Source organism: Klebsiella sp. Lac1 (assembly GCF_009825425.1).
In the GTDB taxonomy this organism is placed as follows: domain Bacteria; phylum Pseudomonadota; class Gammaproteobacteria; order Enterobacterales; family Enterobacteriaceae; genus Klebsiella; species Klebsiella electrica.
On the sequence record NZ_VJZJ01000001.1, the window covers coordinates 2,277,776 to 2,291,067 of the forward strand.

At 59.1% G+C, this 13,292-nt stretch carries 9 protein-coding genes; 5 read left to right on the top strand and 4 right to left on the bottom strand.

Going from position 1 to position 13,292, the window contains the following annotated elements; translation table 11 throughout:
• Positions 1-73: 73 nt before the first annotated feature.
• A complete protein-coding gene (locus FNY10_RS11040) occupies positions 74-967 on the bottom strand; it encodes an alpha/beta hydrolase (protein WP_141964368.1) in 894 nt (297 codons plus the stop codon).
• A 218-nt stretch (positions 968-1,185) separates the two neighbouring features.
• Between FNY10_RS11040 and FNY10_RS11045 the strand changes: the two genes are divergently transcribed.
• From FNY10_RS11045 to FNY10_RS11055, 3 genes are all read left to right on the top strand, one after another.
• Positions 1,186-2,931: an alpha,alpha-trehalase gene (locus FNY10_RS11045; protein ID WP_160704522.1), complete on the top strand. Its 1,746-nt coding sequence runs from the start codon at positions 1,186-1,188 to the stop codon at positions 2,929-2,931.
• A gap of 102 nt (positions 2,932-3,033) precedes the next feature.
• Positions 3,034-3,825, top strand: a complete 792-nt coding sequence (locus FNY10_RS11050; RefSeq protein ID WP_141964366.1) for a methyltransferase domain-containing protein — start codon at positions 3,034-3,036, stop codon at positions 3,823-3,825.
• Positions 3,826-4,074: 249 nt separating this feature from the next.
• On the top strand, positions 4,075-6,195 hold the full coding sequence (locus tag FNY10_RS11055; protein ID WP_160704520.1) for a TonB-dependent siderophore receptor: 2,121 nt from the start codon (positions 4,075-4,077) through the stop codon (positions 6,193-6,195).
• A gap of 86 nt (positions 6,196-6,281) precedes the next feature.
• Here the strand turns inward: FNY10_RS11055 and emtA are convergent, their stop codons facing one another.
• The gene (emtA, locus tag FNY10_RS11060; RefSeq protein WP_131047819.1) at positions 6,282-6,893 is read right to left on the bottom strand and encodes a membrane-bound lytic murein transglycosylase EmtA; all 612 of its coding nucleotides are present in this window, start codon (positions 6,891-6,893) and stop codon (positions 6,282-6,284) included.
• A gap of 95 nt (positions 6,894-6,988) precedes the next feature.
• Between emtA and ldcA the strand changes: the two genes are divergently transcribed.
• Entirely contained in the window at positions 6,989-7,903 is a 915-nt protein-coding gene (gene ldcA / locus FNY10_RS11065) for a muramoyltetrapeptide carboxypeptidase (RefSeq protein ID WP_100682374.1), read from the top strand.
• A gap of 92 nt (positions 7,904-7,995) precedes the next feature.
• Positions 7,996-9,729, top strand: a complete 1,734-nt coding sequence (locus FNY10_RS11070; protein WP_141964364.1) for a potassium/proton antiporter — start codon at positions 7,996-7,998, stop codon at positions 9,727-9,729.
• Between the two features lie 134 nt (positions 9,730-9,863).
• On the opposite strand, the gene FNY10_RS11075 is transcribed toward FNY10_RS11070, so the two are convergent.
• Positions 9,864-12,551 carry a cation-transporting P-type ATPase gene (locus FNY10_RS11075; protein WP_160704518.1) on the bottom strand — a complete coding sequence of 896 codons (2,688 nt, stop codon included), beginning with the start codon at positions 12,549-12,551 and terminating at the stop codon, positions 9,864-9,866.
• A gap of 50 nt (positions 12,552-12,601) precedes the next feature.
• A complete protein-coding gene (locus FNY10_RS11080; RefSeq protein WP_100682371.1) occupies positions 12,602-13,033 on the bottom strand; it encodes a universal stress protein in 432 nt (143 codons plus the stop codon).
• Positions 13,034-13,292 lie beyond the last annotated feature (259 nt).

Genomic DNA, 13,292 nt, shown 5'->3' on the forward strand with positions numbered 1-13,292 from the left:
TCCCCGCAATAGCCGATGCTACGCCCGGTTTGCACCACCATGAAGCAAATGCCGGGCGCCTGCGCCATCAGGGTTAGATCCCGTCCAGCCAGCGCGCGTAATGCGCCGGCCACTCGACGGTCGGGGTACCGGGGCGCCCCATGGCAAAACCGTGCCCACCGCGGGCATAGCGATAGAGACTAACCGGGACCTGATGCTGCCGACAGGCGGCGGCCATGATCAGGGTGTTATGCGGATCGGACACCGTATCGTCCTCCGCCTGGGCCAGAAAGCAGGGCGGCGTCTGCGAATTGACATAGGTCTGCACCGACCAGGCGCGGTCAACCGCCTGTGAGGCGTGGACTCCCGCCAGCATCCGGTGCGTCGCGGTATGGCTGTAGGGCGACATCAGCGAAATAATCGGATAAATCAGCGCGGCCTTATCGGCTCGCGCCGGGTGGTCATCGAGGGCATCCTGCGGCGAATAAGCAGCAAAATCGGCCCGGCAGGCGGCCATCCCCAGCAGATGCCCGCCGGCGGAAAACCCCAGTACGCTGACCTGTTTCTCCCGCGCGCGAATCAGCCGCAGCGCCCGCTGGGCGTCCTGCAACGGTGCCAGCGCCCCGGCGCCCCACCCTTCGCCGGGAAGCCGGTAGCTCAGGATGTAGGCGGTATAGCCGCGGGCCGTCAGCCAGCGCGCGGCAGGCCAGGCCTCTTTCGCCATTTCGATGCGTCGGTAGCCGCCCCCGGCTGCAATCAGCACGCCATGACCGCGAGGTACCGCCGGTCGCCACACCGCCAGCTGCGGCCGGGCAATATGGCTGAGCGCGCCGCGCGCAGAGCGCCACGGCGCTCCCGAAGGCCCGCCGCCGCCCGGCGGTTCTTCTGGCCATAAACGGAGCACCTCCTCCCGCAGGCCGCTGGCCTCAACACGTGTTGCCGCCCACAGCGATGCCACGCTGAACAGCAGAAAATGACGTCGATTCACCCATCGTTCTCCTCAAACTTTACTCAACCGCGCACCGCGTTAACCTGGCGCTCTCCACGGCTCTTTTATTCGCCTTTGCCTGCCCGTGCAAGCAGGTAAATTGTCTGTTTTCACGCAAAATGTTACCTGCGACACCCCGGATGACGGATATTCGTCTAAGGTTTTCTGATGGTCAAACGCAGTGGCAAGACCGTCTGAAATGATAAGGAGAATTCCCCATGACGAGATCGGTTTCACGTCGCCCCGCAACATTGCCTTACGCTTTACATCTGGCGATCGGCGGCGCGATCTTCGCTTTATCGATGCTGACCGCCCAGGCCGCGGAAACCAGACCCGTGCCGCCATCCCCGGATGTGATGCTCGGCCCGCTGTTTAATGATGTGCAAAGCGCCAGGCTCTTCCCCGACCAGAAAACCTTTGCCGATGCGATCCCCAATAGCGACCCGCTGATGATCCTCGCCGACTATCGCATGCAAAAAAACCAGACCAGCTTCGACCTGCGCCATTTCGTCGAGCTGAACTTCACCCTGCCGCAAGACAACGATCGCTACTTTCCGCCAAAGGGCCAGACGCTGCGTCAGCATATCGACGGCCTGTGGCCGGTGCTGACCCGCAGTACCGTTGAGGTCGAAAAGTGGGACTCTTTGCTGCCGCTGCCCAAACCCTACGTGGTGCCAGGCGGTCGCTTCCGTGAAGTGTATTACTGGGATAGCTACTTCACCATGCTGGGCCTGGCGGAGAGCGGACACTGGGATAAAATTGAGGATATGGTGACCAATTTCGCGGCGGAGATCGATGCCTGGGGCCACATCCCCAATGGCAACCGCAGCTACTATCTCAGCCGCTCGCAGCCGCCGTTTTTCTCGTTTATGGTGGAGCTCCTCGCGACCCATGATGGCGATCGTGTGTTGAAAACCTGGCGGCCGCAGCTGGAAAAAGAGTACCAGTACTGGATGAAAGGCGCCGATACGCTGGAACCGGGAAAAACCAACCAGCGGGTGGTGCGTATGGAAGACGGCGCGCTGCTGAACCGCTACTGGGATGATAACGATACGCCGCGTCCGGAATCGTGGCTCGATGATGTCACCACCGCGAAGAACAACCCAAATCGTCCGGCAACCGAGATCTATCGCGATCTGCGTTCTGCCGCCGCCTCAGGCTGGGATTTCAGCTCGCGCTGGATGGATGATCCGCAAAAACTGGGGACCATCCGCACCACCAGCATCGTACCGGTCGATCTCAACGCCCTGATGTTCCATCTGGAGAAAACCCTCGCGCGCGCCAGCAAAGCCGACGGCGACAACGCCAAAGCGGCGCAGTACGATGCCCTGGCCAACGACCGCCAGAAGGCCATGGAAAAATATCTGTGGAACGATAAAACGGGCTGGTACGCCGATTATGACCTCAAGAGCCATAAGGTGCGTAATCAGCTAACCGCCGCGGCCCTGTTCCCGCTGTATGTCAACGCCGCTTCCCGCGAGCGGGCGGCGAAGGTTGCCAGTGCGGCGCAATCGCAGTTGCTAAAACCCGGAGGATTAACCACCACCACCGTGCACAGCGGTCAGCAGTGGGACGCGCCGAACGGTTGGGCGCCGCTGCAGTGGGTTGCCGCCCAGGGGTTGCAAAACTACGGCCAGCAGAAAATGGCGATGGAGGTGAGCTGGCGCTTTCTCAGCAATGTCCAGCATACCTACGACAGTCAGCAAAAGCTGGTCGAAAAGTATGATGTCAGCTCGACGGGCACCGGCGGCGGCGGCGGTGAATATCCGTTGCAGGACGGTTTCGGCTGGACCAACGGCGTGACGCTGAAAATGCTGGATCTTGTCTGCCCGCAGGAGAAACCGTGCGATTCACTGCCGGCCTCGCGCCCGCTCGACAAGGTGGAAAAACCCGTTGCCACCGTCAGCACCCAGCCAGCCGCCAACGATGCCGTCGCCGGAGCGGATAAAAAAACGGCGCCGTAACGCTCCCCGCGGCGGGCCCACCGCCGCGTTTATTTCTCCCCTCCAGGCCCCAATCGCGTTAGTCTGCTGTTTTCAGGTCGCCCGCGTTGATGGAAGACTCTTATGTTGATTGACGATATCGATTTTGCCCGCCTCTACCAACAGCAGCTTGCTCTGGCGGGGCGAAAAGAGAAACCGCCCGCCCACTGGGATGCCCGGGCGGAACACATCGCCATCGTCGATGCCCCGGTCATCGACAGCTATCTGCGGCAACTGCTGGCAAAAATCGATTTGCACGGCGCCAGCAGCCTGTTTGATATGGGATGCGGGCCGGGTACCGTCGCGCTGGCGCTGGCCAGCCAGCTCAACGAGATCTGCGGCGTCGATTACAGCCAGGGAATGCTCGATGTCGCCGCTCGTCGGGCTACGGCGCAAGGCGTTCGCCACGCGGTCTGGCACCAGCGGGCGTGGGAAGAGAGCTGGGAGGGGCTGCCGCGCTGCGATATCGCCGTGGCCTCCCGTTCCACCCTGGTGGCGGATATGCGCGATGCGATGCAAAAGCTCGATCGTCAGGCGCGACTGCGGGTCTACACCACTCATCTGGTTAACCCTGGGTTTACCTCGTCGACTATCCTGCGCGTGCTGGGACGAGACAGCGCGACGCTGCCGAACTATATGTATGCCGTGAACGTGCTGTATCAAATGGGGATTCATGCCAGCGTCGACTTTATTGATGGTGACCCTCAGGATAACAGCAGCTATCCGCTGTTTGAGCGCAACGTGGTGGCGGCGTTCGGCGCGCTCAGCCCGGCGGAGCGGGAACGTCTCGCACGGTGGTATCCGCAGCAAAACCCGCAGACCATTCAGGTTGATGCCCGGGACTGGGCGCTGATCGGCTGGAGTTGCCGTCGCTGAACATGTTCCCCACCTGAATTCACCGGCGCGGGCTCCCCCTCTTTTCCCCGGGGCGCATAAAGCGCCCATTACGTAGCATCATCCTGATATTTATCATGGTTTTTCCCAGCGGGCGTGACAAAAACCGGCTTGATCTCGAGAAAGCAAACGATAATAATTCGCATTACATTTTTACGAAAGATGACACTTTCGTTTTTACTGCGTAGCGGCGTACAGGAGTACCAGGCTACATCAACTCAGGATTATGTCATGACCGCTCGCGTCATCTGCAAACGCCCGGCGCTGTTATACGCGCTGGCCGCCGCCTTCCCGCTTGCCAGCCTGGCGGAAGAGACGGTTATCGTCACCGCGCAACCCGTCGACTCGGCGGTCTCGCCAACGCAGGGCTATAGCGCCAGAACCTCCACCGGCGCGACAAAAACCGATCGGCCGCTGATTACCACCGCGCAGTCGGTCTCGGTCATCACCCGTCAGCAGATGGCGGATCGGGGAGCCAATACCCTCAGCCAGGCGCTGGAATATACCCCAGGGGTTTACTCCAGCTTCGGCGGCGGCGCAACCCGCTTTGATACGGTGTCGTTGCGCGGCTACCACGGCGGCGATGTTGATAACCTGTTTCTCGACGGCATGCGCCTGATGAGCGATGGCGGTAGCCACAACGTCCTGCAAATCGATCCGTGGTTTATTGAACGGGTTGACGTCATCCGCGGCCCCTCTTCGGCGCTGTACGGTCAGAGCGTGCCGGGCGGGGTGGTGAATATGACGTCGAAACGTCCGCAGTTTGCCCCGGAAGGCCATTTCCGTCTCAGCGGCGGGACGCAGAACACCAAAGGGGCCGCCTTCGATTATACCGATGCCCTCAACGATCAATGGGCTTACCGGGTTATCGGTATGACGCGCACCAGCGACACTCAATACGATAATACCCGCGAAGAGCGCTATGCCATTTCGCCTTCCCTGCTCTGGCAACCGGATACCGATACCTCGCTGCTGCTGCGCGCCTACCTGCAAAAAGATCCGTCGGGCGGTTATCACGGTTCGCTGCCGCTGGACGGCACCCGCTATGCCCACAACGGGCGTAAGCTCGCCACTGGCACCAATGAAGGTGACCCGTCAGACGGGTATCGGCGCCGCGAGCAGATCTACAGCTACGAGTTTACTCATCAGTTCAATGACGTCTGGTCGGCCTACTCCGCCGGGAGCTATACCCACACCAACGTCTCGCTGGATCAGGTGTATCAGGTCGGCTGGATTGACGGCAGCGACAGCCTGGCGCGCGGCTACAGCGGCTCGCGCGGCTCGCTGGATGCCTGGTCTACCGATAACCGCCTGCGCGCCGATTTCACCACCGGCGAGCTGGCCCATACGCTGATCGTCGGCGGGGAGTATCACCGTTTCCGCAACGATCTGTGGACCGGCGCCGGCAGCGCATCACCCCTCGACCCGTTCAGCGGCTATACCGCGCAGAGCGGGCATACCGTGACCTACAGCAATAACAATAACCGCCGCTATGAGCAGACTGGGATCTATCTGCAGGACGAAATGGTCTGGGAACGCTGGCATCTGGATGTGTCCGGTCGGTACGATCGCCTGGTTTCGCAACAGGTCAGCAATACCTTCGGCACCTCCAGCCGCCGCGCCGATGGCCATATCAGCGGCCGGGCATCGCTGCTGTATGCGCTGGAAAATGGCCTTTCGCCGTATCTGAGCTATAGCCAGGCGATTACGCCAGCCATGTTGCCGGGTGCCAACGGAACGCTGCTCAAGCCCACGACCGCAGAGCAGGTGGAAGCGGGGCTGAAATTCCAGCCGCCGGGTACCGCCGATATGTACAGCATTGCCATCTACGATTTGACGCAAAAAGATGTGGCGACGCGCGATCCAAATATTGCTACCGCGACCTTTATTCCGGCTGGAAAAGTCCATTCCCAGGGCGTGGAGCTGGAGATGCGCAACCAGATTACGCCTGAGCTGAGCACCCTTGCCTCCTACACCTGGAACCGCTTGCGCTTCCAGGACACCAAAGATGGCACCAACGCCAACACGCCGCAGCTGACGCCGGATCAGATGGCCTCGTTCTGGGCGCGCTATCAGTTCCCGGCCGGCATTAGTGCAGGGGCTGGCGTACGCTATATCGGCAAGCAGTGGGCAGATGATGCCAATACCGAGCGCCTGCCGTCGGTCACCTTACTGGATGCGATGGTGCGCGCCGACCTCGGCGTCTGGTCGCCATCATTGAAAGGAGCTTTTGTGCAGGTTAATGCCAATAACCTCGGCGATCGGGCGTTTGTCTCCGGCTGCTACGGAACCGGCAACTGTTACTGGGGAGCCGGGCGCAGCGTGATCGCCACCGTCGGCTACGACTTCTGAGAATTGTCTGAAAAGCGTTCCGCTCGCGCTGTGCTCTGCGGATAACACCGGGCGTGTCCCGGTAAACGCAGCGCGAGCGGAGGCGATTACATGGCGTCGAGCGCCTTCTGCAGCTTCCAGATATAGCGTGGGGCCTGCGGAGCCGGATGCTTTTTCACCACGTGCTCGAAGAACTCATCGGCATCCAGAGTGTTGATCTCGTCAATCGCATCCTGACGATTCGCGGAGAAGGTGCGCAGCAGCGCCCCGGCGCCGTTAGCGTAGGAGACCACTACCGCATAGCGCATCACCTGCGGATTTTTAATCCCGGCAAGCGGGCCATTTTCAAGGATACTCAGATAGGCCGCGCCCATCGAAATATTACGTTCGGGATTTTTCAGCTCGCTGACCGATGGTTCACCGCGCCAGCCCATGCGCCGATAGACATCGCGCCCGGATGTCGAGGGTTTCAGCTGCATCAGGCCAACCGCTCCGGATTTACTGATGACCGTCGGGTTGCCGCCGGATTCAATGGCGATAATCGCCGTCACCAGCTGCGGGTCAACGCCCCACGCCACGCCGGCTTTTTCACTGACAGGCATCCACTGCATCGCCCGCTTAACCGGAACTTCAGCGTTCCACGGCGGGTTACGGTAATCCTGTTTTGAGCTACAACCGGCCAACAACACAACGATAAAAACACACCATCTCAATTTCACACATCTATCCTTATTGGCTGAAGTTTGCCGCCTGGAGATGACAATAATCGCTCCAGGCGGCATGATAACCCTTTCATTCTTAGCAAGGAATTGTCATGTCTCAGTTTTATCTGGTCGCCCCTTCAGGTTACTGCGTCAACCAGGAGGCAGCGCACCGCGGCGTTCAACGTCTGCAGGAAGCCGGGCATCAGGTCCTGCACCAGGAGGTCATCCCCCGCCGCCAGCAGCGGTTTGCCGGAACTGAGCATGAGCGCCTGAACGACATAAACCAGCTGGCGACCCTCGAAGGCGCTAATCGCATCGTGATGGCGGTACGCGGCGGCTACGGCGCCAGCCGCCTGCTACCGCACATCGACTGGCAGGCGCTCATTGCGCGCCAGCGGCAAAACCCGCTAATCATTTGCGGACACAGCGATTTTACAGCGATTCAAATGGGCCTGCTGGCCAAGGGTAGCATAATCACCTTTAGCGGTCCGATGCTGGCCGGTAACTTTGGCGCCGAAGTCATGGACCCGTTTACCGAACAGCACTTCTGGCAGGCGCTGCGCAGCCCGGAATTTACCCTCGAGTGGCAGGGCGACGGACCGGATTGCCGGGCCAAGGGGACCCTGTGGGGCGGCAATCTGGCGATGATAACCTCGCTGATTGGCACGCCGTGGCTGCCGCAAATCAGCAACGGTATTCTGCTGCTGGAAGATATTAACGAGCATCCGTTCCGCGTCGAACGGATGCTGTTGCAGCTGCTTAATAGTGGTATCCTCGCCGCTCAGCGCGCCATTGTCCTCGGCAGCTTTACCGGCGCCCGGCCTAACGATTACGACGCGGGCTATGATTTACCGCAGGTCTGCGACTATCTCCGCGCGCAGCTCGCTGTTCCTCTTATCAGCGGGCTGGACTTCGGCCACGAGCAGCGGACCGTGACCCTGCCCCTCGGCGCGAACGCGCTGCTGGTGAACAACGCGGCCACCACCACCTTAACGCTCAGCGGGCATCCGGTACTGACCGAATAAAAACATCGGTTACACATTTTCGGATACTCTGCGGGTTGTTAAAATAATGTCACTTTCATAAAACCTTTACGCCAGTAAGGAGTACGTCAACTTTGGACGCCGGTGCGGTCATTAGTCTGTTTATTCTGGGTTCTGTATTAGTAACCTGTAGCATTTTATTGAGTTCCTTTTCCTCACGCCTTGGCATCCCGATTCTGGTTATTTTCCTCACCATCGGTATGCTGGCTGGCGTCGATGGTATCGGCGGCATCCCTTTTGACAACTACCCGTTCGCCTACATGGTGAGTAACCTGGCGCTGGCGGTAATCCTGCTGGACGGCGGTATGCGCACCCAGGCGAGTTCGTTTCGCGTCGCCCTCTGGCCCGCCCTGTCACTGGCGACCGTTGGCGTGCTGATCACCTCCTGTCTGACCGGGATAATGGCCGCATGGCTGTTCCATCTCAATCTCATCGAAGGGATGTTGATCGGCGCGATTGTCGGCTCCACCGATGCCGCGGCGGTCTTCTCGCTGCTCGGCGGTAAAGGGCTGAACGAGCGCGTGGGCGCCACGCTGGAGATTGAATCCGGCAGCAATGATCCGATGGCGGTATTCCTGACCATTACCCTTATCGGGATGATTCAGCAGCATCAAACCGGCCTGAGCTGGATGTTTGCCGTGCACATCGTGCAGCAGTTCGGTCTCGGCATCGTCATTGGTCTCGGCGGCGGCTATCTGCTGTTGCAGATGATTAACCGCATCGTGCTGCCTGCGGGGCTCTATCCGCTGCTGGCGCTAAGCGGCGGGATTATGATTTTTGCCGTCACCACCTCGCTGGACGGCAGCGGTATTCTGGCGGTGTATCTGTGCGGCTTCCTGCTCGGCAACCGGCCGATTCGCAACCGTCACGGGATCCTGCAGAACTTTGACGGGCTGGCGTGGCTGGCGCAAATCGCCATGTTCCTCGTACTCGGTCTGCTGCTCACGCCATCGGACCTGTGGCCTATCGCCATCCCGGCGCTGCTGCTGTCGATGTGGATGATTTTCGTCGCCCGCCCGCTGTCGGTCTTTGCCGGCCTGCTGCCGTTTCGCGGCTTTACTCTGCGCGAACGGGTGTTTATCAGCTGGGTTGGCCTGCGCGGCGCGGTGCCGATTATTCTCGCCGTCTTCCCGATGATGGCCGGTCTTGATAACGCCCGCCTGTTCTTTAACGTCGCCTTCTTCGTGGTGCTGGTCTCCCTGCTGCTGCAGGGAACCTCCCTCTCGTGGGCGGCGAAAAAAGCCAAAGTGGTGGTTCCGCCGGTGGGCTGGCCCATTTCCCGCGTCGGGCTGGATATCCATCCGGAAAATCCCTGGGAGCAGTTTGTTTACCAGCTGAGCGCCGATAAATGGTGCGTCGGCGCGGCGCTGCGCGATCTGCATATGCCGCCGGAAACCCGCATTGCCGCCCTGTTCCGCGACAATATTCTGCTGCACCCAACCGGCAGCACCCGGCTGCTCGAAGGCGATATTCTCTGCGTGATCGGCCGCGAGCACGACCTGCCGGCGCTGGGCAAAATGTTCAGCCAGTCGCCACCGGTGGCGCTCGACCAGCGCTTCTTCGGCGACTTTATTCTCGACGCCAACGCTAAATTCGCCGATGTGGCGCAAATTTACGGTCTTGACGGCGGGGAAGAGTTTCGCGAACGCCAGCAATCGCTGGGGGATGTGATTCAGGGGCTGCTCGGTGCCGCACCGGTGGTTGGTGACCAGGTGGAGTTTGCCGGAATGCTGTGGACGGTGGCGGAGAAAGAGGAAGACCACGTGCTGAAGGTCGGGGTACGCGTGGCGGAAGATGAGGCGGTGTGATCCGCCTCTGTCCGCTCGCTGACGAAGGATGATGGCACGGTGTTGATGACAGCACCACCTACCACCTGGCGCCTGAATCAGCTTATCAACGGCGTATCAGCGGCCCTGAAGGCCATTGATACGCCGTTCTTGCCTCAGGCGGTGAGCCATTTGCGGGTTAACGGTTTTTCGACCTCCACAATCAGGAACATCACAAAGCCGATAACAAAAGTGATCACCCAATAGCGGAACGGCAGCGCGGTGGTGCCAAACAGCATTTGCATAAACGGCGCGTAGATGATCAGCAGCTGCAGCGCCAGCAGAACGCCGCTGACGATCCAGATGCCTCTGTTCGCCAGTAAGCCTTTACTCAGCGAAAAGCCGTCGGAGACGCGGCAGTTGAGCATGTAAAACCACTGGGCGGTCACCAGCGTTTGCAGCAGGACGGTACGGATAAACTCCGGCGAATAGCCGCGCGGCTGGAGCCAGGCCTCCAGAACAAAGGCGCTTACGGCGATCATCGAGCCAACAAAAACCACCCGCCAGATGGCGAAACCATCCATAACATGCAGTTTAGGATCGCGCGGCGGTCGCGCCATGATGTTCTTCTCGCCAGCCTCAAACGCCAGACCAAACGACAGCGTGGCGGAGGTCGCCATGTTCATCCATAAGATGAGTACCGGGGTCAAAGGAATTAAGTTCCCCGCCAGCAGCGCGATAATGATTAATAGCCCCTGCGCCAGGTTGGTCGGCATAATGAAAAGGATGGTTTTCTTCAGGTTATCGTACACCCGCCGCCCTTCTCTGACCGCGCTGGCAATGGTGGCGAAGTTATCATCCGTCAGCACCATGTCGGCCGCCTCTTTGGTCACCTCGGTTCCCTTGATGCCCATCGCGATCCCGACATCAGCCTGCTTCAGCGCCGGAGCATCGTTCACCCCGTCACCGGTCATCCCCACGACCTCTTTTTTACTCTGCAGCGCCTGCACCAGACGGAATTTATCTTCCGGGCTGGTACGGGCGAAAATATCAAACTTCTGCGCGGCTTCGCTGAGCTGCTGGTCGTCCATCACCTCCAGCTCGCGCCCGGTAATGGCCGTGCTGGCGTTGCCGATGCCCAGCATTTTGCCGATACTCATCGCCGTTTGCGGGTGATCGCCGGTGATCATCTTCACGCGAATCCCCGCCTGCAGGCAGTCGCCAATCGCCGTAATCGCTTCCGGACGCGGCGGATCCATCATCCCGGCAATACCGAGGAGAATGACGCCCTGCTGCAGATCCTGATGGGTCAGCTCGCTTTGTCCGCTGGCCGCAGGCTTCCACGCCGCCGCGACCATTCGCAACCCTTCCCGCGCGTACTCTTCAATTTTTGCTTCCCAGTAGGGCTGATTCAGCGGCTGCAGGCCCTCCTCCGTCTGCTGCTGCTGACAAAGCCGGAACAGCACATCCGGAGCGCCGGTGATTAAGATCATCTCTTCATTACCGATCCGATAGAGCGTCGACATATATTTATATTGCGAATCGAAAGGGATCTTGCTGCGCAATTCGGTTGCCACCGTCGGCAGCGCGACTTTCGCCGCCAGCACCTTCAGCGCCCCTTCCGTCGGGCCGCCGGTAATTTTCCATAACCCGCTTTCATCCTTGATAAGCTGGCTGTCATTACATAAATCAATGGTCCTCAAATAGCGCTCAAGCAGCGTACCGGGCGCCACCACAACCGGCCCGGCCCCGTCGACCGGGTGGATATTGCCTATCGGTTCATAGCTATCGCCTTCCACCCGATAGACGGTATCCGCCGTAATGACGGCTTTAACCGTCATCTCGTTCATGGTCAGCGTCCCGGTTTTATCCGAACAAATTACCGTCATCGCCCCGAGGGTCTCAACGGTCGGCAGCTTACGAATGATCGCCTTCTGCCGCGCCATGGTCTGCACGCCTAAAGAGAGAATGATCGAGATAATCGCCGGCAAACCTTCCGGCACCGAGGCCACCGCAAGGCTAATCAGCGAGAGCATCAGCTCTGAAACCGGCATATCGCGGAACAGCAGGCTGAAGACGAACAGCGCGGCCATCATCACCAGAATAATAATAAAGATGGCTTTGCCGAGCTTATCCATCTGTACCAGCAGCGGCGTACGGTGCTTTTCAATATCCGCCATCATCTGGTTGATATGACCCAGTTCGGTATCGCCGCCGGTCGCCACCACCAGGCCTTTACCACCGCCGGAACTGACCGTCGTACCGGAAAACAGCAGGTTCGTGCGATCGCCGAGGGGAAGATCGCCGCTCAGCGCCTCGGTGCTTTTCTCCACCACCGTCGACTCGCCGGTGAGTATCGCCTCTTCCACGCGCAGGTTGTGGGCTTCGATAACCCGCAGGTCGGCAGGGATTCGGTCGCCCGCGCGGATCACCACGATATCGCCCGGCACCAGCGCGGTAGTCGCTACCGTTTCATGGTTTCCCTGGCGGATCACCACCGCCTCGCTGGCCAGCATATTACGAATGCTCTGCAGCGATTTTTCCGCATTGCTTTCCTGAATATGTCCAATCAGGGCATTGATCACCGCGACGCCCAGAATCACCAGAGTATCGACCCAGTGCCCCATGACCGCAGTCAGCAGCGCGGCCGCCAGCAGGACATAAATCAGGACATCGTTGAAATGGGCCAGGAAACGGAGCCACGCGGGTTTGCCTGGCTTTTGGGGTAGCGCATTCTCGCCGTACTGCTGGAGTCGCGAGGCCGCTTCTGCGCTGCTAATACCTTCGGAGGAACTGTTGGTGCGGGTCAGGGTTTCATCGACGGAAAGCTTATAGAACGGGCCAGCCGGTTTGTCTGTACTCATAGTTATCTCCTCACTCCTGTAACGGAAATCAGAACAGCATCAGGCCGCCCCTAACGCACGACAAAAACCGGCACATGGGCATAACGAACGATGCCTGCCGCCTCAGAACCCAGCAAATGGGTCTGAATATTGGGGTTTCGCGAGCCAATAATCACCACATCCGCCTGCAGCTCGTCAGCCAGTTTGATCACTTCATCGCGAACATTGCCGCTACGGACATGAATCTGGATGTCACTTTCCGGCAGGGTGGACTTTTTGGCCAACCCGGCAAGTTTTTCCTCAGCGTTTTTAACCAGATAGTCTTCCATTTTTCGCGCATCAGAAATAAATCCACGCGTCAGCACCGGGGAAAACAGAGGATTTACGTGCAACAGGTGAATTTTCCCGCAAGCGCTCTGCGCAAGAAACTGAGCGTGGGATAGCGCCTTGTCGGCAAGGCCAATTTCAAAGACATCAACCGGGACCAGAATATTTTTATACATACAGACAATCCTTTTATTACCAATAGAATAGATGGCGAATAACTTCCTACGACACGTGTTGCGGAAAAAATCTCAGGAACAAAGCTGGCACAATAATCGGTATGATTAAACGTAGCACAGGACGGTTAACATGATTAAGCCACCAATTAATATATTGAAAAATATCACTGAGATACCCCCCTTCAGTCAATTCGGCTGGAAACGCCGCCAAAGCGTCGACATCAGGGCGATTTTTACTCTTTTTAACATTTCCGCTTTT

Excerpts from the sequence above, each read along its gene's own strand:
- FNY10_RS11045 (WP_160704522.1), top strand. The coding sequence starts at position 1,186 with ATGACGAGATCGGTTTCACGTCGCCCCGCAACATTGCCTTACGCTTTA.
- FNY10_RS11050 (WP_141964366.1), top strand. The coding sequence starts at position 3,034 with ATGTTGATTGACGATATCGATTTTGCCCGCCTCTACCAACAGCAGCTT.
- FNY10_RS11055 (WP_160704520.1), top strand. The coding sequence starts at position 4,075 with ATGACCGCTCGCGTCATCTGCAAACGCCCGGCGCTGTTATACGCGCTG.
- ldcA (WP_100682374.1), top strand. The coding sequence starts at position 6,989 with ATGTCTCAGTTTTATCTGGTCGCCCCTTCAGGTTACTGCGTCAACCAG.
- FNY10_RS11075 (WP_160704518.1), bottom strand. The coding sequence starts at position 12,551 with ATGAGTACAGACAAACCGGCTGGCCCGTTCTATAAGCTTTCCGTCGAT.
- FNY10_RS11080 (WP_100682371.1), bottom strand. The coding sequence starts at position 13,033 with ATGTATAAAAATATTCTGGTCCCGGTTGATGTCTTTGAAATTGGCCTT.